This window comes from Bradyrhizobium sp. SZCCHNS1050, assembly GCF_032484785.1.
Taxonomy (GTDB): Bacteria; Pseudomonadota; Alphaproteobacteria; order Rhizobiales; family Xanthobacteraceae; genus Bradyrhizobium.
Genome location: NZ_JAUETR010000001.1, coordinates 1,817,434 through 1,838,913, shown reverse-complemented (window position 1 = coordinate 1,838,913; position 21,480 = coordinate 1,817,434). Strand labels below are relative to the sequence as shown.

At 61.0% G+C, this 21,480-nt stretch carries 17 protein-coding genes and 1 pseudogene; 4 read left to right on the top strand and 14 right to left on the bottom strand.

Annotation, left to right across the window (positions count from 1 at the left end):
- From QX094_RS08440 to QX094_RS08425, 4 genes and pseudogenes are all read right to left on the bottom strand, one after another.
- Positions 1-855 (bottom strand): annotated as a pseudogene (locus QX094_RS08440) (branched-chain amino acid ABC transporter permease); the annotation flags it as partial.
- A gap of 6 nt (positions 856-861) precedes the next feature.
- Positions 862-1,578, bottom strand: a complete 717-nt coding sequence (locus tag QX094_RS08435) for an ABC transporter ATP-binding protein (protein ID WP_410052904.1) — start codon at positions 1,576-1,578, stop codon at positions 862-864.
- Complete coding sequence (locus QX094_RS08430) at positions 1,571-2,380, bottom strand: ABC transporter ATP-binding protein (RefSeq protein WP_315716406.1); 810 nt, start codon at positions 2,378-2,380, stop codon at positions 1,571-1,573. The genes QX094_RS08435 and QX094_RS08430 overlap by 8 nt, the downstream gene beginning before the upstream one ends.
- A gap of 2 nt (positions 2,381-2,382) precedes the next feature.
- Entirely contained in the window at positions 2,383-3,591 is a 1,209-nt protein-coding gene (locus QX094_RS08425) for an ABC transporter substrate-binding protein (RefSeq protein WP_315769764.1), read from the bottom strand.
- A gap of 159 nt (positions 3,592-3,750) precedes the next feature.
- Here QX094_RS08425 and QX094_RS08420 point away from each other — a divergent pair, with 159 nt between their 5' ends.
- Positions 3,751-4,737: a sugar-binding transcriptional regulator gene (locus QX094_RS08420; RefSeq protein ID WP_315801421.1), complete on the top strand. Its 987-nt coding sequence runs from the start codon at positions 3,751-3,753 to the stop codon at positions 4,735-4,737.
- A 95-nt stretch (positions 4,738-4,832) separates the two neighbouring features.
- On the opposite strand, the gene phnY is transcribed toward QX094_RS08420, so the two are convergent.
- The 5 genes from phnY to aepX form a co-directional block, all read right to left on the bottom strand.
- Entirely contained in the window at positions 4,833-6,275 is a 1,443-nt protein-coding gene (phnY, locus tag QX094_RS08415; protein WP_316187792.1) for a phosphonoacetaldehyde dehydrogenase, read from the bottom strand.
- Between the two features lie 15 nt (positions 6,276-6,290).
- Positions 6,291-7,277: a DMT family transporter gene (locus QX094_RS08410; RefSeq protein ID WP_316187791.1), complete on the bottom strand. Its 987-nt coding sequence runs from the start codon at positions 7,275-7,277 to the stop codon at positions 6,291-6,293.
- 15 nt (positions 7,278-7,292) lie between these two features.
- The gene (aepY, locus tag QX094_RS08405) at positions 7,293-8,435 is read right to left on the bottom strand and encodes a phosphonopyruvate decarboxylase (protein ID WP_316171852.1); all 1,143 of its coding nucleotides are present in this window, start codon (positions 8,433-8,435) and stop codon (positions 7,293-7,295) included.
- A 68-nt stretch (positions 8,436-8,503) separates the two neighbouring features.
- On the bottom strand, positions 8,504-9,583 hold the full coding sequence (locus QX094_RS08400; RefSeq protein ID WP_316187790.1) for a methyltransferase: 1,080 nt from the start codon (positions 9,581-9,583) through the stop codon (positions 8,504-8,506).
- 38 nt (positions 9,584-9,621) lie between these two features.
- Entirely contained in the window at positions 9,622-10,500 is an 879-nt protein-coding gene (gene aepX, locus QX094_RS08395) for a phosphoenolpyruvate mutase (RefSeq protein WP_316171877.1), read from the bottom strand.
- 406 nt (positions 10,501-10,906) lie between these two features.
- Between aepX and QX094_RS08390 the strand changes: the two genes are divergently transcribed.
- On the top strand, positions 10,907-11,839 hold the full coding sequence (locus QX094_RS08390; protein WP_316171850.1) for a hypothetical protein: 933 nt from the start codon (positions 10,907-10,909) through the stop codon (positions 11,837-11,839).
- A gap of 747 nt (positions 11,840-12,586) precedes the next feature.
- Positions 12,587-13,036, top strand: coding sequence for a hypothetical protein (locus tag QX094_RS08385; RefSeq protein ID WP_316171849.1), 450 nt, complete (start codon positions 12,587-12,589; stop codon positions 13,034-13,036).
- Between the two features lie 124 nt (positions 13,037-13,160).
- Here QX094_RS08385 and QX094_RS08380 read toward each other — a convergent pair whose 3' ends face one another.
- The 5 genes from QX094_RS08380 to QX094_RS08360 form a co-directional block, all read right to left on the bottom strand.
- A complete protein-coding gene (locus QX094_RS08380) occupies positions 13,161-13,946 on the bottom strand; it encodes a class I SAM-dependent methyltransferase (RefSeq protein ID WP_316187789.1) in 786 nt (261 codons plus the stop codon).
- Between the two features lie 169 nt (positions 13,947-14,115).
- On the bottom strand, positions 14,116-14,805 hold the full coding sequence (locus QX094_RS08375) for a GntR family transcriptional regulator (protein ID WP_316188201.1): 690 nt from the start codon (positions 14,803-14,805) through the stop codon (positions 14,116-14,118).
- A gap of 213 nt (positions 14,806-15,018) precedes the next feature.
- Positions 15,019-15,951 carry an ABC transporter substrate-binding protein gene (locus QX094_RS08370; RefSeq protein ID WP_316171847.1) on the bottom strand — a complete coding sequence of 311 codons (933 nt, stop codon included), beginning with the start codon at positions 15,949-15,951 and terminating at the stop codon, positions 15,019-15,021.
- A gap of 763 nt (positions 15,952-16,714) precedes the next feature.
- Entirely contained in the window at positions 16,715-17,257 is a 543-nt protein-coding gene (locus QX094_RS08365; RefSeq protein WP_316187788.1) for a hypothetical protein, read from the bottom strand.
- A complete protein-coding gene (locus tag QX094_RS08360; RefSeq protein WP_316187787.1) occupies positions 17,258-18,238 on the bottom strand; it encodes a GDP-L-fucose synthase family protein in 981 nt (326 codons plus the stop codon).
- A gap of 478 nt (positions 18,239-18,716) precedes the next feature.
- Here QX094_RS08360 and QX094_RS08355 point away from each other — a divergent pair, with 478 nt between their 5' ends.
- Positions 18,717-21,434 carry an FG-GAP-like repeat-containing protein gene (locus QX094_RS08355; RefSeq protein WP_316187786.1) on the top strand — a complete coding sequence of 906 codons (2,718 nt, stop codon included), beginning with the start codon at positions 18,717-18,719 and terminating at the stop codon, positions 21,432-21,434.
- The last annotated feature ends 46 nt before the right edge of the window (positions 21,435-21,480 follow it).

The window sequence follows — 21,480 nt, the reverse complement described above, 5'->3', positions numbered from 1 at the left end:
GCCGAACAGGCCCTGTGGCCGGACCGACAGGACGATGCACATGAAAGCGAAGATCATGACATTGGCCGCTTGCGGGAACACCGCCAGTGTCGCGCTCTCGAGCAATGCCAGGCAGTAGGCCGCCAGGATTGTCCCTCCGAGGGAGCCCATCCCGCCGATCACAATGATGGCGAAGACAACAAGCAGGACGTCGGACCCCATCAACGGACTCACCTGATAGATCGGCGCCGCAAGAGCGCCGGCGAGGCCCGCAAGAGCCGCGCCCAGCCCAAAGGTTGCCGTCATCACCGCAGGAATCGGGACGCCCAGCGCTTCGGCCATCGTGGCGTTCTCGGAAGCCGCCCGAAGCGTCGCTCCAGCCTTGGTTCGTGCGATCGCGATCCACACCCCAAGGCAAACAATAAAGGCGACCATGACGACCCACAGCCGGTAGACGGGGAACACTGCAAAGCCGAGATCGACCACGTCCGACAGCCAGGCGGGCGTCGTGAAGGGCAGTCCCGTAGAGCCGAAGATGACCTGAAATCCGCCCTGGATCGCGGTTGCGAGCCCGAAGCTCAGCATGAATCCATAGAGCGGATCGAGACTGTAGGTCCGCCGCAACAAGAGTCGCTCCAGCACCATCCCGGTCGATCCAACCAGAACGGCAGCCGCACACAGGCCCACGAGATAGGGAAGACCAAGGCGCGCAACGGCCGCCCAGGCGGCAAATGCACCCATCATGTAGAGCGCGCCGTGAGCCATGTTGAGGATGTTCAAGAGCCCGAAGATCAATGCGAGGCCGAGGCAGAGCAGGGCATAGAACGATCCATTGACCAGACCGATCGTGAGATAGGAGAGAACGAGGTTTGACATAAGGATTCACACGGCAACGTATTTGGAGAGGCGCGCTTCGATGCGCTCGGCCTCGCAGGTCGGGCAATTGTCGACAACCAGTCCGTTCTCGATTGCAACAACCCGGTCAGCGACGCCCAGCACGAAAGCGAGGTTCTGTTCGACCAGCAGGATGGTGTAGCCGCGCTGCTTGAGGGCGGTGATCGCCTGTTCGATCTGGCGGATGATGATGGGTGCCAGCCCCTCCGTCGGCTCGTCCAGCAGCAGAGTTCGGGCACCGGATCGCAGGATCCGCCCGATCGCCAGCATCTGTTGTTCGCCGCCGCTCAGCTGCCCGCCGAGATAGCGGGTCCGCGACCTGAGATTCGGAAACAGTTCGAAGATCTCATCATCACTCATGCCGGAGCCGCCCAGCGTGGGCGATAGCGCCATGTTCTCGGCCACGGTGAGGCTGGCGAAGATCCCTCGCTCTTCCGGACAGTAACCGAGACCAAGATGCGCGCGCTCCGATGGACGCAGCGAACGCACCTCTCGCCCCTGCACCAGCACATGCCCCGACTGCCGCTGCAACAGGCCCATGATGGCGCGCAGGATGGTGCTCTTGCCGGCGCCGTTGCGGCCCAGCAGCACGACGACCTCACCCTCCGATACGGTGAAGTCGATCCCGAACAGCGCCTGGACCTCGCCATACCAGGCCTTGAGGTTGGATATCGCAAGCGGAAGGCTTCGTTCCGGATCAAGCATCAGCGGCTGCACCCAGATAGGCGGCGCGGACGCGGTGGTCGCGCGCAACGTCTTGATAGGATCCGTCGCTCAGAACGGCGCCGTTCGCCAGGACGGTGACGTGGTCCGCGAGCCGTTCGACGACCTTGAGATTGTGTTCAACCAGCAGGACGCAGCAATCCTGCGCTGCGTCGGCAATCATCTCGACGACTGGACCGATGTCTTCCCGGCCGAGCCCCGACGTCGGCTCGTCGAGAAGCAGGAGGCGAGGTTTGAGGGCGAGCGTGGTTGCAATTTCGAGCAGGCGTCGCCGGCCATAGGAGAGTTCACGCGCCTGCCTGCGTCGGTCGGAGGTCAGGCCAGCTCGCGCGAGCAGAGTCTCGTTGTGAGGGGCGAGATCGCCGCTGACGCGGCGGCGCAACAGCCGGAGTGGTGGGCTGGCATGGGCCTGCGCCACCAACATGTTCTCCTCGACCGACAATTCGGGAAATACCGCGCAGATCTGGAAAGATCGGGCCAGCCCGAGCCTGGCCAGCCGATTGGCAGGCCAGGCCGTGACGTCGCGTCCAAACAGTTCGATCTGACCGCGGGTGGGCTTGATGAAGCCGCTGATCGCGTTGAACAGGGTGGATTTGCCTGCTCCGTTGGGACCGATCACCGCGTGAATGCAGCCTTCCCGAAGGTCGAGCGACACCTCGTTCAAGGCGACGAAGTCCTTGAACTGAACCGTCAGAGCACGAACCTTCAGCACGGGATTGGTCGGCAGCGGGGCAGAGACAGCTCTCGGATCTTCGAAAGCCTGGAGCGAGGCGCTGGCGACCATGTTTATTGCGCCTTGGCCGCCTGCGAGCTGCAGCCGGATGCCGACGCGGGACGGAATGCCGCGCTCGCAGGAACCGTGGCTGTGCGGACGTAGAAGTCCCACGGCTCCTTGCTTTCGGCAGGCGCCTTCACGCGATAGACGCCGATGTCATAGGTCACCCGTCCATTCGCCTGAATGTGCGCCACGCTGCCGAAGCGGTCGACCGGCAGCTGCCGCATCTGGTCGTTGACAGAAGCGGCGTCGTCGCTGTTCCCTGCCCGTGCGGCCTTCAAATAGTGCAGCACGCTGACATAGACGCCGGCCTGCTCACGCGTTGGCATCCGTCCATGGGCGGCAAAAAACCGCCGGGCGAATGCGCGCGTCGCATCATTGTCGTTCCAGTAGAAGCCGGTGCTGATGATCAGGTTCTGCGCGGTCTCCAGACCGATACTATTGATATCCGTTACGAAGGCGTGTAGCGCGGCCAGCTTTTGCCCGGACCGCGTGATCCCGAATTGGCCGGCTTGCTTGATGGCGTTGATAGTGTCGGCGCCGGCGCTGGCAAGCGCGATCACCTCGGCGGAGGAACTGCGCGCCCTCACCAGGAGTGTGGAGAAGTCGGCGGTGCCGAGCGGATGGCGAGCGCTGCCGGTCACCTTGCCGCCGCGCTCGTCCACGACCTGTTGGGCTACTCCCTCCAGATCATGGCCAAAGGAGTAATCCGCGGTGAGGAAGAACCAGGTCTTCAAGCCCTGGTCGAGCAGCGACGCCGCAGTGCCGCGCGCCAGCGCATAGGTGTCGTCGGTCCAGTGTGTGACATAGGGCGAACAATAGCGGCCCGTGATGTCGGTAGAGGCTGCGCCGGATATCAGAAGCGAGCGCTTCTTATCGGTTGCGAGCGGGATCAATCCGAAAACCACGCCCGAATGCGGCAGATCGACGATGGCATCGACGCCGCGCCGGTCAAACCATTCGCGGGCGATGCTGGAGGCGATGTCCGGCTTGTTCTGATGATCTGCCGTGACGATCTCGATCGGGGTGCCGTCGACGGTTCTCCCGAAATCGGCAACGGCCATCCGGGCCGCGAGGATCGAGCCAGGACCACCAACGTCGGCGACCACGCCGCTCTGATCTCCCATGACGCCGATCACGACCTTGCCGTCCGAGAATTCCGCCAATGCGGCACTCATCGAGACGGAGAGAAATGCAACCGACAGCAGAATGCTTCGCATGGTCAGCCCCCTATCATTATTGGCAGGGGGTGCTTAGCCGGGTTCGCTGACACATTTGTGACGAATGCGGTACAATTGGGCTATTCGGGATGGCAGTTGTCGTAGCGACCGCGACGGGGCACACATGGGTCCTGACCCAAACCCGACTCAGGCTGTGACGTGACCACCTCAAACCTGAAACTGCGCGACGGCGAGACCGACAACGCCGATACGATCCTGGAAGACCGGGTCCTGGTTGCCAGAATATGCTGGTACTATTTCAAGGAAGGGCAGACCCAGGAAGCGATATCGCAGCGGCTGAACATGACGCGGAAGCGCGTCAATCGGATCCTCGGGCTCGCGCGGGAAAGCGGCTTCGTACAGATCACGATCACCGATCCCGCCGGGCAGAGAACGAAACTCGAGGCGGAGCTCGCTGCACGATACGGCTTGACGCAAGCCATCGTGGTCCCAACCCCTATGACCGACCCGGACGTCAGGTCGTTTCTGGGAGCGGCAGCTGCCAACTACGTCGCTGAACGGCTCCCCGCGGACGGCTCGCTTGGAATTACCTGGGGAGGGACGATCAACGCAGCCGCCCAGAACCTGAGGCCGCGTCAGGGGCAGAACACCAAGGTCGTCCTGCTCTGCGGCGGATTGGCGGAAAGCGCGCCGATCAATCCGTACGACAACGCTGCGATGATCGCTCGCGCGCTCGGAGCCCGCTGTTATTATCTCACAGCGCCCATGTTCGTCGACGACGCGGCCTTCCGAGACCTCATCGTGGACAGCGAGCCGGTTCGCTCCGTGCTGGCCATGGTGCCAAGTCTGGACATGGCCCTCTTGAGCGCGATCGACCTTTCCGAGCAGTCAAAGGTGCTCGAATACAACGTCATCTCGCGCAAGACCTGGACATCGCTGCGAGCGGCCGGCGCGGTCGGAGACATTTGCGGCCACTACCTCGATCGCAATGGCAAGCGAGTGGATCATCCGCTGTCGCGGCGGACCATCAATCCGCCTTGGGACCATATTCATCGGATCAAGCACCGGGTTCTGGCAGCGGGAGGACTGCAGAAGGTCGCGATCATTCGCGCCGCGCTGCTGGCCGGGCTCTGTCATGTTCTCGTGACTGATGAAAATGCGGCGGAGAAGCTGCTGATCGGCTAGGTGCGCATTGCGTGCGCAGCCGCTTCGTTCCTGGCGCGGCGGCTCGACCGCTTTGATGACTCGCTCGGTGGCAACCGGCGAGCAGGTCGAGGGCCCTAGACCGGCCAGGGCAGGGAGTAGGTTTTCACCTGCGTGAAGCTGCGCATCGCCTCCAGGATGCCCTCCTTGTGACCGAGGCCGGACTGCTTGATGCCGCCGAACGGAGTGAGTTCGGTGCGATAGCCGGGAACTTCCCACACATTGACGGAGCCGACCGCGAGGCCCTCGATGAGCCTCGTGATGTGATCGAGGCGGTTGGAGCAGACGGCGGCGGAAAGTCCGAACTTGGTGGCGTTCGCAATCCTGATGATCTCGTCGATATCATTGTTGCATCGGATGATCGGCAGAACCGGGCCGAACGTCTCCTCGGCAACGAGCTCGCAAGCGGGCGAGACATGATCGAGCAGCGTGGGAGGATAAAAGGCGCCGCGAGGTTCACCGCCGAGCAGAAGCCTGGCACCTGCCGCGACCGCACCGGCCACGCGTCTGGCAATCAGCTGGGCTGCGTCTTCGCTGATGACGGTGCCGAGATCAACGCAAGGGTCGCTGGGGTCGCCTGTTGAGAGCTGCTGCATGTGGTGCAGGGCCCGCTCGGCGAAGTGATCGGCAAGCTCCTCCACGACGAGCGCCCGCTTCACGGCCGTACAGCGTTGACCGGAATGTCTGACTGCGCCCTGCACGGCCAGATGCGCGGCCCGATCGACGTCCGCATCCGAAAGGACGATGAACGGATCGTTCCCACCCAGTTCGAGGACAAGCCGCCGGTAACCTGCCCGTTCCGCGATCTGGTGCCCGACGCGAACCGACCCCGTGAATGTCACGAGCTCGGCGTCCTCATCGGTGAACACGGAATCTCCAAGATCGCGCGGCGTTCCGGTCACGATCGAGAGCATGCCCTCTGGCAAGCCTTGTTCGCGGAGGATCCTGCCCAGCGCAAGTGCCGTCAGGGGCGTCTGCTCCGACGGCTTGAGCACCACGCGGTTGTTGGTCGCTATTGCCGGCGCCAGCTTGTGGCTGACCAGGTTCAGCGGATGATTGAAGGGGGTGATGGCCGCGATGACCCCCGCGAGCGGCGTACGCATTGAAAAAATGCGCCGCTGATGAGGGTTTCCGCCGATGTCTCCAGGGTAGATCTCGCCATCATTTTGAATCAGCGCATGGGCGGCAAACGACCAGACGTCGCAGGCGCGCCTGGTTTCATGCAGGGAGTCCCTCAGACAGAGACCGGTCTCGGCGGTTATGAGCTGTGCGAGCCGGTCCTGATCTCTTGCAATCGCACGCGCAGCGCCGAGCAGGATATCGGACCTTTCGCGGCGGCTCAGCTTTGGGCGGAAGCCCGCGGCTGCCGCGAATGCAGCCCGTATTTGACGTGGCTCTGCCTGCGGTACCGTCCCGACGAGCGCGCCGGAAAAGGGATTCCTGACTTCAATGACGCGATCCGCGTCTGCTGATGCTCCGGCCAGGAGCATCGGCTGGTAGATCGGCTCAACAGCGTGCATGCGTGGCTCCTCAACTTAAAGACTGCGCTGGCTGACGCTTGCTTGGGGCTTGTCGGCCTCGTCGATCTGGCTGAAAGGCGCTCTGGCCGGCTTGTTGCGCGAAGGCTGCTCTTCGCGCTGCCAGATCACGATCGTAACGCCCATGATGATCAGCAGGCTGGCAAGAACCGTGCGCAACGCGAGCTCCTCCCCCTGCAGGACGAGAGCTGAGATCAGCGCGACGACGGGAATGAGAACGAGGCTCTGAGATGCGATCCGCGCCGGAATTGAAGCCAACGCATAGTACCAGGCAACGAATGCGAGGCCTGTCGCTACGATACAGTTGAACGCGATCGGGAAGGCGAGAGCTGAAAGGCGCTTGACCTCGAAATGCGGCTCGAGGACGGCTGAGGCCATCATGACCGCCATCCCTGCCGCTGCGAGCTGGAATGTAGTCCGGCTCCAGACGTCGATATCGCTGTGAGCTCGGTTGGCGAGCCACGTTCCCAAGGCCCAGCAGATGGCCGCAATCAGCAGCAGGGCAACCCCTCCCGCGTCGTCCAAAGTCATTGGCGCAGCCGTTGGCCCGAGGCCATTGGCGCTCAACAACATGATGCCACCAAGCCCGCTCCCGATCGCTCCAAGCTCGAAGCCGGTCTGCCGCCTTCGGTCCAAGACCCACTCAATGATCGCAAGCCAGAGCGGCATCGTATAGAAAATGAGAGCACTTCGGCCGACGTCCAAATATTGGAGTCCAACGAGGCTCAGGCCCAGCCCGCAGGCCATCTGCAGCATGCCCACGGCAATCAGGTTGAGCCGTCCGCGATCGCCGATGCGGAGCTGATACCCCAAGGCAAGGCGCGCCACCGCGATCGCCACCGCGCCGCCGAGAAGACGCAGTCCTGTAAAGAACAGGGGCGGCGCGATCTGCAGCGCGTCCTTTATGACGAGCCAGTTCATACCCCAGATCAGGATCACGAAGATCAGGCAGAGGGCTGCCGAAGCAGACGTCTTGCGGACCATCACATCGTTTCCCCTTTAGCCGGCAGCTGAAGGTTCAAGAACGTAGCGCCACATGGCGTCCTGGAATCGGCGCTTGTTCCCGACAGGCGTATGGCGGGTGGTCACGCGCGGAAGCGTTGCGGGATGGCAACGATTGATCTTGCAAAGCAGGAAATGCGGGCCCCGCGTCGTCGCACAGTGCTCCATTGCTGTCAGGATATGCCCGGCTTCGGCACAACGCACCGACGAGCGATAGCCGCAGGCGGATGCGACAAGATCCAGGGACGAGCTTCGTGACGTCGAGGCCTGGCCACCGGTGGACGCATAACTTTCATTGTCGAGCACGACATGGATGAGGTTCTGGGGTTTGGTGTGGCCAATCGTGGACATGACGCCCATGTGCATCAACGCGCCGCCGTCGCCATCCAGTGCGAGCACGGGACGGTTGGGCATGGCGATGGCGAGGCCTGCCGCCAATGCGCTGCAGTGCCCGAGCGAGCCCTGCATGTAGAAATTCTCGGGACGATCGTTGACCCGGAAGAGCTCTCGCGTGATGAATCCGGTCGTCGAGACGATCGACGTGGTCGGATCGAGCCGCTGGCAGATCAGTTCGATCGCCTCTCCCGCGCTGAGCGGGTAATCGAGCGGTGCGTCGGGGGCCGCTCCCGCGGAGCTCGGCGTGAGCTGGCCCTTTCGCAACAGCACAGCAAAAGGTGCCTCCTGCCGATGCGCTTCAGCGGCGCGGATGAGAAGCCGATCCAGTCCGCCCGTCGTTCCGTCGAACTCGTCCCAGTCGACGGCGAGCTGATCAAGGATCGCCTTCGTCGCGGCACCCATGAAGATGTGCTGCGGCTCATCTGCGCTCTCGTCGGGATGCCCTCGCACCGAGATCAGCAACAGGACCGGGATCCTGTTGACCATCAACAACGAGGTGAGTGGATTGACGACGTGACCAAGACCGGAGTTTTGCAGCGCGACGACGGCTCGCTGGCCAGACAGCGCAGCGCCAGCGGCGAGCGCCACCGCGCTGCCCTCGTTGGCCGCGGGTACGTCCGTCAACGCGCTGCTTTCGGCCGCCCTCTCAAACAGGTCAGCGAAGTGGGAGCACGGAACGCCCGAGAAGAACGTATAGCCTGCTGCACTCAATCTCGATAGAAGAACGCTCGTCGGCACGGACATGTCTCTGCTCCTGCACAAGGGCATTGGGAGCGGCTCTGCCGCCCCCAATGAATCGACGTCCTGTGACCTCAACTGAGTTTCTTCGCCACGATCAGGCTGCGATTGCAGAGCGATCTGTGGTACTCGACCTGCCCGAAGCCGGCCTGTTCGAGCATCCCGCGCATGTCTTCAAAGCTGTAGCAGCAGCCTTCGTAGCCCGTGGTCAGGAGCACCGAATATTCAGCTTCGGCGGTCGGGGCCGGACGCCCGCCGCGATCGTCGGGATGGCAGCTGTAGACAGCAATGCGGCCACCGGGCTGGAGGCTGTCGTGGGACTTGCGCATCAGCAGGCGGACCTTCTCGGGTCCCCAATTGTGAAGAACGTGGGAATAGAGATGAAGGCTTGCATCGCGTGGCAGCGGGTCGACAAACATGTCGCCAGCGACGATACGGACGCGGGCGGGATAGAGGCCCCGCGCGATCAGACAGGATCGCGCGAGCTCGTCGACCGGGGGGCGCTCGAAGATGGTCGCGGATAGCCGAGGATATCGCATCAGCAGATGAGCGGAATAGACGCCGGAGCCGCCGCCGATGTCGAGCATGGACGTATCGCCGCTGCAATCGAGCAGGGTAGCGAGATGCGGGGCAAAGATCCGGCCGCGCTCCTCCATGCCGCGCGTGTTGAGGTCCGCGAACTCATCCGTCTGCATCAGATCGTCCCAGCTGGTCGTGTCGCCGCGCGCGACATGCCAGGTGTCGGAGCCGTCGTTCCGCAGGACGTCGTACAGCTCGCGAACCGACGACTTGTACTTCATTGTGGCGATGTAGGAGGCGACATTCTCGTCGGATCGGCTGCTGAGATATCGGACGGCTTCGATGGTGGCGTGAAGTTTTCCGCCCTCGCGGGCAATCAGGCCCCAGGATTCGAAGAGCCTGATCATTGTACGTGTCGGCCGGTCACGAAGCGAGAAATGCTCCCGCAGTTCGTCTTCAGAGACGGGATGACCGTCCAGATAGGTGAACAGGTCGAGCCAGGACACCGCTGCAATGTAGAGGTCGGCGGCGTATGAGCTATCCCGCCACTTGATGACCTGGGCAATGTCGGGGCGGTCGACCTGTGAGACATCGGTCGGTGTGTCGATGCGAGATGCGAGTGCAGTCGGGGTCATGAGTCTGATCCTTTACGAGAACGGCATGAGTTGTTCGGTCAGTCTGGCTGGCCTGGCGCGGCATTCACGGGCAGGTATCGGGCCTCGGCGCGCGCCAGCTCGTCGTAGTGAAACAGCGAGAAGACATCCTCGAGGGTCGCGACCTCAGCCTCGATCCCGGCGATGCTCTGCTCGGTGATGATGCGCTCGCAGACATTGCGCATCGCGCTTGTCGCGGCGCGCATCGAATGATTGGCCCAGATCACGGTCGAGATGCCGGCAGCACGAAAGGCGGACGCGGGGGTCCGATAGTATTTCGTTGGGACGATCACGACGGGGAGGCGGTTCTGCCAACCATTGGCGAAGGCGAAAATCTCGTCCGCCGTGCTCTTCCGGGAATGAATGAGAATGGCGTCCGCTCCGGCGTCCGCATAGGCGTGAGCGCGGTGAAGGGCCTCGTCCATGCCATGGCCGGCGATCAAGGCCTCGATGCGGGCGACGAGGACGAGTTCGTCTCCAACCGCATCTTTCACGGCACGCAGACGCCCGGAAAATTCGCCGGCATCGGCGAGCGGATGACGATCGCCGACGAACGAGTTCATCTTCGGAAACTGCTTGTCTTCCAAGGCCACACCCGCGGCACCCCGCTGACGGAGCTTGTGGGCCAGAATGCGCGCGTTGTTGAAATTGCCGAAGCCGCTGTCACCGTCGACGAGAACGGGGAGATCAGTCGAATCGACCATGCGTTCGACGACGTCGATGAGCTGGGTCCAGGACGCCTCACTTGCATCGCGATAGCCGAGAGAGCAGGCGATCGACAGGCCGGATGCCCATAGGCCCCTGAAGCCGGCGCGCTCGGCGACGGCGCTTGAGAGCCCATCATGGGCCTCCATCAGAAAGCTCAGATCTCGATTGCAGCAGATCTGCTCGCGGAGCACTGCGGCGCGAGTGGCGAGTTCCGGACGATGATCTGCAGCATGACGAATCGATTGCGGTCGCGTGAGCATGCAAGGTCTCCCTTCCCCGTGCGGGTCTGTCATCAACCACCAGTTGACAGTTTTGCGATACCGGGATCAATTACTAACTCTGGTAGTCACACCAGCGCATAGGTTCCGGTGGGGAGGGCGAGGGAGGCGATCTCGCCGAGGGCGAGCACTGCCGGCGAGCAGGCCCGGGTTCGTGCTGGCAAGGGGAGGACCGCGGCCCTGCCGCGTCCGCTTGCGCCGCCGGGAAAGTCGCGTGCCTGGAGGGAGGGCGATGGCCGGCCGCTACCTAAGCTTGTAGTAGCGGCGCGGACCGATATGCGTTCAACTGGTTGCTTCGTTCGGCATCCGGATCCGCCGTTTGGCGGATCTGATGACGATACATCAATGGGCGCCAGAGACGCTGGCGCGCTGCCGCGTTCGTATTGAAGATGGCGTGGATCCGATGACAACCATCCTTCTGGACGATCATGGGCGGGCTTGGGATGCTCATTCGCCGGTTTTGCGGCGATTCCTGCAATGCCCGGTGTCAGATTTTGATTTCTCGTCCTATGTGGTCGACAATCTGGGATTCGTCGCTGTCACCATGATCGACAGTCGATCAGCCCGGATCCGGCTCAGGCCGAGGACCGCCTGCGGGATCAGCATCGCTTCGGCGCTATACTTCATCGCAGATAGGGCCGTGGAGCGAATCATCGTTGTGAAAACGGGCGATGAAGTTGTCGAGCGCATGTTCCCGAGGGTCGGCCAGGCGATGACCTATATCGGGGATGAGGTCGCGCGAGCCCGCCTGCATCTGTCGCCGGTGTTCAGAAGCCGTGAGTTGCCCATCACTGCGCTTGCCAAAGAGGCAGAGCCGCTTGCGGTCCTGTTCATGCGATGGCTCGAATGTGATCAGGGCCGCGACAATACCGAACTGAAGGGCCTCCTCGATCTACACTCGCTGCAGCGCTTCGTCATCATCGAGCCTGTCGACGGCCGGCTTATTTTCGCTGACATCGGCTCGGGGTTTGAAAGCTTCGGCAGAACCTGGCAACAGCATGCACCGGGATTGCCGCTCGAGGAGCAGCCGGACTATCATTACGGCCAATGGGTCCGTGGCGTTTACGACCATGTGCTTCATACAGGCAAGCCGCTCTTCGACGACGTTGATGCCGTCATCCGGCGCCCGCACCGAAATGACAGGTTGCGGGTGCACTACAGGCGCCTCATCCTTCCCTGCGGTTCGACTGGCTCCAGACCAGCTCGGCTTGTCGGTGCGTCGCTCGTCGAGAACGTTGCATCAACCCCTTGATAGCTGCGCGATGCAGTACGAGGATGATTGATGCACCCCTGATGGCGAGTGGTTGAGTGCGGTCTTGCGAGCTTTCCGGCTGTTGAGCGGCCCGCTTGCAATGCGTCAATTGTCTTGAAACCTGGCAGTTCGTGCCTGGGTCCGCAGCAACGCGGCGCGGCATGGCTTGGCTCAACGCAGGCGCGACATGTCGCAGCCGTCTGCTCAACCGGAGCCTTTGATTGCGCCGTCCCATGATAGGACGGAGGCGTTCAGCGCTGTGCCAAGTGAGGCGAACAGGCGTTGGCTACTCGCGTAAGACGGGTGGTGATGATAGTGGCACGCAGCAATAGGCCGCACTGCGGACGCCGGACGAGCTTTCTGGCCAGTGACTCCGCCGCTGGTGTAGCACCACCAATTTCGGTAGCTCGCCAAGCGCAGGCTTGCGTGGCATGAGTGGGCCAAGCTGGCCGAGCGCAACCTCTTTCGTCTCGGCACGTCGCGTGAAATGAGCCGGCGTCAAAGACAACGCCGTTTCCTGCGTCGCGATGCGAGCTCTCCGCATTGCGTCGTGACGGGGCTCTGGCAGTCTGGGACCTATTGATGACGGCCTGAAACAGATATTGTATTGATGTTGATACGACTGGGCGATATCGTCTCACGTCGAGAAGGAGAGGCGGACTTCGTCCGCTGGGTGCACGTCGATCCCTTGCAACCGATCGGCTGTCGGCGACCTTCCACCGACCGTTTTCGGCCTGGAGTTCGGTGATGTCTCTTGATGAAACCCTGCGGATTTTGGCAACCGTCGAGCCAGGTGGTCTGACGCTCGATGAGCAAGCCATCGAAAGCAATCCCGACGCCGTGCTCGTTGCCCTCGGACGCAGCTTTGAAGCGCTCTCCGCAGAACTCGCAACTCTCCAGCAGCAAGATACGCAATCAGCTGCGGCCACCTGGGATGCAAAATCGCAGATCTCCGCCGTGGTGGTGCCCGGTGTAGAGCGCATCGAAGCGGTCTTGAGCTCGCTTGACCCGATTGAACGCGCCATCATGGCGATTCCGGCCAGAACGGTCGTCGGTCTGGGGGTAAAGGCGCGACATGCTGCACATGTGCTCTCAAATTACTGGGCGGACGTCCCCGAGAGGCTCGACTGGGATGCCCGGACCGTGCGGCATCTGATCGAATCCGCTTGTTCAGTCGCCGGTGTAGAGCTGACCTAAGGTCTTTGCTGCGGGCCGTCTTCGTCATGGAGCGGTGCGATGGCCGTGGCGACTGGCGTGTGCCGGCGCTTTCGCCCCTATGGGGCGGCCAAGTAGGTCGATTGGGCAGCGAAGCTTGTGAGCCTCAGCGGCGCTGCGCAATGAGGACCTGCGATTCAATGACTTCTACGACGCCGCCGGCGGTTGCGAATGGCGATATCTCCATCGTCAATTCCTGCGCGAGCTGACCTTCGAGAACGCCCAGCTGTTCAGGGGAGGAGGTCGACATCGATAGTGCGCGGTCGATCAGGCGAGCGACAGGCACGAGACGCTGCTCAATGACACCAATTCTGGTGAGCTGACCGAAGCGCGACTCCAGCAGGATCGATTCGTGACGTAAGCGCTCGGGTGCGAAACCGACACTCTTGTTGGTGAAGCGATCGACGACGTCCGAGTAACGCTTGTACCAGGCGTTCTGTGGGACATCGGGACGTACGTCATTGAACAGCAGGACTGCGCCGTCCTCCTCGATCAATGGGTCGAGCTTTCGCAGCGTATCGGCGCGATCCATCCAATGAAAGGCACGTCCAATCGCCACGGCGCGAAAGCGGCCGAGCTTCGGGCTGAGGTCGAACGAGCTGCCTTCGATCAGTTCGATCTCAACGGCCGCCGCGTTGGCGATCGCCTGAGCAGCCTCCAGCATGGCAGGCTCCGGATCTATTCCGATGACCTTTCCGACCAGGGGCGCAAATGCGATGCCGAGCCACCCTGGCCCACAGCCGAGATCCATCAATCGGTGGTCCTTGGTCAGACGAAGGTGATCCGCCACGACTTGGATGAGCGCGGGTGCGTAATTCGGTCGCCCGGCCACGTAGTGAGGGACCGTCGATTGAAAGCGAGGGAATGAAGGGGAAACTGGTTCGGACGTCATCTGTATCGTTCGGCCGCCGTGCAGAGGCTCATGTCTTGTGACGCCTCCCGGTGTGGGCCGGTCCGCCCACGGCGCGGCCCCATGAGATCGTGAGCGCTTCTCCTTCGCACGCGTACCGAAATGTCAGTTTGGACGGGCCGTGCTCGGGACTTGGCGCGCTTACAGCAGGCTAGAAGTCTTTCAATGGCATGCGAAGCTCGTAGGTTGCAGGTGGAGCCAGCAGCTCAAAGTGCTGAATCGGACGTCCGGCGCTGTCGAAATGAATGCGCACCACCTTCAAAAGCGGTGCGCCTATCGCGACATTGAGGCGTGCTGCGACAACGGGGTCGGCTGCAGCTGCCGTCACAATCTGCTCGCCAGATGTGAATGTGATGCCGAAGCGCTGCAGAATCGCATAGAGCGACCCTCCTTCCATGTCTTCAGGACCAAATTGCCGTCCGATCGCTTCCGGAATGTAGGTCGTGACCTGCATGATTGGCCAGTCATTCATGTAACGGATGCGAACTGTGCGCTGGAAAAGGTCGCCTGGCTGGGCTTGAAAGTGCTCGCGAACGTGACGAGGGGCCACCTTGAACTCGAACTCGACCACGTGAGCTCGCGTTGTGCGCACGATCTCCCTGTTTCGAGCAGCGAGGTCCATCATCGGCACGGTGAGAGGCTCCGGCTTCGAGAGCTCCCGTACGAACGTGCCGATACCCTGGCGGCGTTCGATCAGTCCGAGCTCATCGAGAGTGTCCAAAGCTGCCCGGATCGTCACGCGCGAGACGCCGAAGAGCACAGCCAGATCCGCCTCCGCCGGCAAGACTTCTCCTGGTGCATAGCGGCGTTCTGCAATTTCGTCCTGCAGGACCAAGAACACCTGATGATGAAGCGGTATGTCGCGCCGCCGTCTTGCAAGGATCGCGGGCCGTCCTTTTGGGCGCTTGGGCTTATCTGTCGGACGCGTCTTCCGCGCCGTTTTCTTGGCGGCCGAAGCAGAAGCGTTCGAATGCTGCGGAGCTCGCGGCGCCACCACCTAGCCTCGATCCCACAGTGCCGCGGGCATGTTCATCGGCTCGAACTCTCCACGATGCTATTTCGATGCTAGCGTCTGGAGAGCCTTTTCGACGAACCTGTTCGTAAATGTCTCCGCGAGATCGACCTTCACGCCACGCAATTGCGGGTCGACGGTCGACAACACCTGAAATGCGATCCCCGCGCCCTCGGCGCTGAACCGGCCATCGGGCGAAAACATGTCTCGGGTGCCCCGGATGGAGGCGAGGAAGATGTTTCGATCAGGTTTGGCCCAGTCCTCCGGGAGCGCATCGGCGATCTCGTCGACGGACGCGCGATCAATCCACTGCAGGGCGCGCACCATCGCGAGAACAAGGGCCTGGAGCGTATCGGGATTGCGTTCGATGAAGTCTGACCGCGCGTAGATCGTCCCTGACGGATAGAGACCGCCAAAAATGCCGATGGTCCCCTCGTTGGTGCGAGTGTCCGCGACCAGTTTGACGTCACCTGCGGCGGTCAGCGCCGTAAGCGCCGGCTCACCCGTGACGACCCCATCCACAGCGCCGTTGCGGATCGCTGCTACGGCACCTGTGCCACCTCCGACACTGACGAAGGAAATGTCGGCCGGAGAGACACCAGCTCGCAAAGCGATGTACTCCACCATGAACTGCGTTTGGGATCCCAATGCCGTGACCCCGATCTTCATGCCTCTCAGGCTGCTTGGGTCGCGATAGTCCGCAGCCTTCTCTTTTCGCAGGGCCAATGCGAACGTCGGATGCCTGCCAAACAGCACAACCCCGACGATTTTTTGTCCCTTGGCATGCATCTGAATCGTGTGGTCGAAAGCGCCAGCGGTGAGTTCAGCACTTCCTGCCACGAGAGCCTGGAGCGCCTTGGATCCGCCGCTCACGTCAAGAAGCTCCGGGTCGAGGCCCGCGTCCCTGAAAAAGCCAAGGCGCTCGGCAAGTGTGACCGGTGCGTATTGTAGGAATGCCTTTCCGCCGATCGTCATTCTGACTCTGGACGTCTCGACGGAGTTGCCCGCCCAGGCCGAATTCGCCGAGCCACACAACGCCAATAGCGGAAGCCCGAGAAAACTACGTCGCTGTAACACTGGCCGGGTCTCGCGAGCGTTGAAGGAATGCGTGCCGGCAGTGAACTTTTCTCACGATCCGATCACATTCGAATCATACGAACGATCATCCGGACGAGCAAGGCAAAAGCTCGCCGAGGTTGCACAAGTCGAATGCACGCGAGGCGATAATCATCATAAACTGCGACCAAAAATTGTCGAAAGTAGTTGATCAGTATCAATTATGGCCGGCGAGTCGGCCGCGCGATTGCGCTGAATCAGTTCGACCCGCTGAGAATGAGCTGGCGACGCTCGCGATTTGCAAAGCACACGTGTCAGATATGCATGTCGCGCAAATGCGCAGAGCGCGGAGGAAGTGTCATCAGACAGCGCGGTCGCTGCGACAGTCGACGGGGCAGTTCTGGAAGGCTACCGCCTTCTGTGCTGGGCGTGTCGATAGCGGCCGGGTCTCCGCGGTGCATTCACGACCACGAGCCTTGCGGCCGCCGCTCGATTGTCAACCATAGATTGAATTGCAAGATCATGTTCGCGGACCGCCAACGGAGGGGAAGCCTGGAGTCTGCCTGAAACAAGGTTGTTGAAAGCGCCGTGTGTTGGTCCTGCCACAGGCAAATTCGAGGAGCTTCGTCCGCAATGCAGAACCATACGCGAAAGTTTAACGGTCTCGCCGACCTTTACGACGCTAGCCGAACGACTTATCCGCCTGACGTTCTCGTTGCCGTCGCCTATGCTGTCGCCGCAGGTAATGGTCCGGCATCGCTGTTTCGATGTCGGCGCAAGTAACAGAATTTCGATGCGTGCACTCATTGATGCCCTGTCTGACTGGACCGTGCAGACCGCGGAGCCCAACCCCCACATAGCTGCACGTGCGGGTGCGGCGGGACTCGAAGTCACAATCGCGCCCGCTGAGGCTCTGCCGATCGAGCCAAACTCCGTAGGCCTGGCCGCGGTGGCGCAGGCATTTCACTGATGGGCCGCGGTTTCTCGTAAAGCGCGCGGCGTCTTGTCGCAGAACGGGGTGCTCGCCGTTATCAACAACAACCGTCGGACGGAGGAGTGTGAGGCTCTCATGGCAGCCGAGCACTTCATCAGGGCCCAGAATCCGGATTATTCGCGGCACTATTGGGATCTTGAGATCGTCGCTGAGATCGAGGCTTCCGGCGGCTTCGACGAGATCCAGCGCCGAATGGCCTTTGGTGGACTCGCCCTTGCCAATGATGATCAACTACTGCGTCGCCGCTTCGCGCAGAAATGCCTGATAGGCGAGCCCGACTCCCACGTCCTGGGAAGTCGTCGCGCGCCAGCCAAGCTCCGTCAGGCGGGAGACGTCGAGAAGCTTGCGTGGGGTGCCATCCGGCCGTGACCGGTCAAAGCTGATGCTGCCCTTGAAGCCTACTACGGCGGCAACCACGCGGGCGAAGTCGGCAATGACGATATCCTTGCCAGTGCCGATGTTGACCAGCGCGGTGTCGGAATAGGTCTTCATCAGGTGCACGCAGGCATCCGCCATGTCGTCGACATAGAGGAACTCGTGCCGCGGCGTGCCGGTGCCCCAGACCACGACCTCCGGCGCATCTGCGAGCTTGGCCTCATGGAAGCGGCGGATCAGCGCCGCGACGACGTGGCTGTATTCGGGATGATAGTTGTCGCCCGGACCATAGAGATTGGTCGGCATGACGGTGATGAAGTCGGCGCCATATTGACTGCGATAGGCCTCGACCATCTTGATGCCGGCGATCTTGGCGATCGCATAAGGCTCGTTGGTCGGCTCCAGTGGCCCTGTCAGCATCGCGTTCTCGTGCAGCGGCTGAGGAGCAAGCTTCGGATAGATGCGGGATGAGCCCAGAAAGATCAGCTTCTCGGCGCCGTTCACGTGGGCAGCGTGAATGACATTGGTGGCGATGGCGATGTTGTCGTAGATGAACTCCGCGCGCAGCGTGTTGTTGGCGACAATGCCGCCGACCTTGGCGGCCGCCAGGACCACGACTTGGGGCTTCGCGCGTGCGAACTTGGAGATATGCAGTTCGACCGCACCGGCTCGCGTCTCCCAAGTCCGGTCGCGACAGCCGTTCTGGTGTGCCAGCCGCACGGCGCTCTTCTCGCCATAAATGGCTCTGGTCAGTCCTGCGACCTCCATCAACATCAATGGCGGGTTGGCGACGCCGATCATCTGGGCAAGATGATCGGCGGTTACGATCAATTGCATCAATTGCTGCGCGCGCAGCGGCATTCCCATCTTTGACCTGGGAAGTGTGAAATGACCTCCGCAGAATCTCAAGCCAAACTGTCACACAGCCTCTCTACAGAAACCAACGAACGACGGAAAGCAGCCGAAATTCCTCTCGCACCCGAGTTAACCGCTCAATGCACGCGGCAGGAGAAGTTTGGTGGAACCGCCGGAGTTGGTTGTATTTGTCGAACCTCATCACCTTATGTTGTGAATAAGTTCCGATGCCGGTTGATCGTCAGACTCGAATGGCATCTGCTACGTTTCGAGTTGTGCAGATGCTGCGGGGGCAGGGATGTTTGGGAATTCGACTCGGGTCGGTCGAGAAAATTGCGCGCGTGCGTTGATGGGGCGAGCAGCGCGCGTCGGACTGAGTACCGCTTTTTTTTGTATCTCGATTTCTACTTTAAGTAGCGCCGGCACAATGTCGCTTCCTGGTCAGTTCTCCGTTGGTCAGATGGGCGCTGCGACCTACTCGATTCCAGTCGCGGTTCCTCCGGGGGCCGCCGGCGTCGTCCCGGCGCTAACGCTCGAATACAGCAGTCAGGGCGGCAATGGCGTGGTGGGTATGGGGTGGTCCTTGGGGGGCTTGCCGTCGATCGGCCGTTGCCAACGAACGGTGGCGCAGGATGGTGTGCTCGGTGCCGTTAATTTTGACGGCAATGATCGGTTCTGCCTCGAAGGGCAGCGTCTGATCCTGGTGGGTGGGTCCTATGGTGCTGACAATGCCGAATATCGTACCGAAATCGATGCCTATTCCAAGATCGTTTCACACGGCGTGGCGGGCAGTGGGCCGGCGTGGTTCGAGGTGCGCACGAAGGCCGGTCAGATCATGGAGTTCGGTCGTGCCGCGGATTCTCAGGTGCTCGCGCAAGGCAAGCCGAGCGTGCGTGCTTGGGGTGTGAACAAGGTGAGCGACACGAAGGGCAATTACTTCTCGGTCGCTTATGCTACCGATGCGGCTGCGGGGCAGTCAGTTCCAAGCTCGATCACTTATACGGGCAACGCGGCGGAAAACGTTACTCCATACAATTCGGTTGGATTTGTCTACGCCTCGCGTCCCGATGTCATTCAGCATTACCAGGCGGGCTCTTTGGTGCGGACAGCCGTGCGGCTGACAAACATCAGGACCTTTTCGGGAAATACGTTGGTTTCCGATTATCAGCTCTCATATCAGCAGAGTCCCACGAGCAATGTGTCCGAAATCTCATCGGTCAAGGTTTGTGGTGGGTCTGGTGCTTGTCTGCCTCCCACGACGTTCCAGTGGCAGAACGGCGGAGGTGGGGCGTTTTCTGGGTCCGTCAGCGTGCTCCCGAACGGCGAGAATTTCAATACGCCGAGCAGTGCGGGCCCGGGAGCTGCTTTGAGCAGGCTGACTACGCCGGTCTCAAGTGATTTCAACGGCGATGGCCGGAATGATTTCATAATGCTGGTCGGCTCCACGGTGTATGGGTTCTTCGGCAAGTCGGATGGGACGTTCCAGGCGATTAATTCCGCAGCGCCAAATGGCTGGAGCTTCGGTGCGTCGTCGGGCTATCTGAACATTCCTGGCGATTTCAACGGGGACGGCAAGAGCGATTTTGCCATGTTGAATGGGACCAATCTGTATGTGTTTCTGAGCAACGGAAGTGGTCAATTCACCGGAGTGACGTTCCCATTCCCGAATGGTTGGAATTTCGGGACAACGCCGGGCGATTATTTTATCCCGATCGCCGGTGATTTCAATTCTGATGGCCGGGCGGATTTTCTGCTGATCAGCGGCCAATACCTCTACGTGTTCTTGAGCAATGGTGATGGCACTTTTAGTGGACGCGCGATCCAGACCCCTGGCTGGGATTTTGGCGTTCCGACAACTGCTGGCTACACCCCAGTTTCAGGTGATTTCAACGGAGACGGAAAGACAGACTTCTTGATCGTCGGAGGTTCGGCGGTGACCGGTCCCGGCTCAGGATCTAGTACCGTCGGCAAAGTCGCTTATTCGTTCCTCGGTAATGGCGACGGCACATTCGCGTTTAACTCGTGGCAGTTGCCGAGCGGCTGGAATTTTGCATCAACAAGCACGACGAGCTTTCTTCCCATCACGGGCGATTTCAACGGCGATGGAAGGACGGATCTGATCATGCTTCAGGGGCCGCAACTCTATGAGATGCAGAGCCGGGGCGATGGCAGCTTCGATTATCTTCCAATTCAAATTTCAAACGGTTGGAATTTCGGAGCCCAGCCCGGGGCGAGCTTCACTTCGTTCTCAAGTGACATCAATGCCGATGGAAGAACCGACTTTACCATTATCGGCGGGAATAGTCCTTACATGTATCAATTCGTTAGCAGTGGAGATGGTTCGTTCACGTATCGTACGCTTGGCATGCCGAACGGATGGAATTTCGGGGCGCCGCCGACGAAGGACTACTGGATGCAGTTGGGGGACTTCAACGGCGACGGAAAAGTCGAGTTTGCGATGCTGTCTGGCACGTACATCTACACGTGCCTGGCCGATGCGGCAGTCGGAGACGTTATCGGAACGATCGTTTCTGGTCTCGGAGCGACTATCACTGTCAGCTACGCTCCTTTGACGAACTCATCCGTCTACACCCGCGACTCCAGCAGTGGCTACCCGATTCAGGATCTGCAGACTCCATTTCTTGTGGCCTCCCAGGTTGACTCCTCAAATGGCGTCGGCGGAACCTACAGCTCGAGCCGTACCTATGCTGGCGCAAAGATTGATTTGACGGGCAGAGGAATGCTCGGGTTCCGCCAAGTGACCGTCAGGGACATTCAAACTGGTATCGCCGAGACCACAACCTTCCGGCAGGATTTTCCCTATATAGGCATGGTGGCGTCGACGACGCGTACCCTCGGTACGCAGACTCTTGGACAATTGACGAACGTTTATCAGTTCATCAATGCGAGTGGTTCGACGACGATCTCGCCGTCCAGTGCTCCCTATCGCGTGTCGCTGGCGCAAAGCGTGTCGAGCAGCGTAGATCTTGATGGGTCCCCGGCGCCAACCGTGACAACGTCGAATCAGTATGACTTGTTTGGCAACGCCACCCAGGTCGTGGTGTCGACCTCCGATGGCTTCAGCAAGATCACGTCCAACGTCTACGCCAACGACACCTCGTATTGGTACCTCGGTCGTTTGACGCGCGCGACCGTGACGAGCCAGCGGCCGCAGTAGCCGGCCGCTTTCATCAAATTTCACACATTTTGCTGCTTTGGTTGGT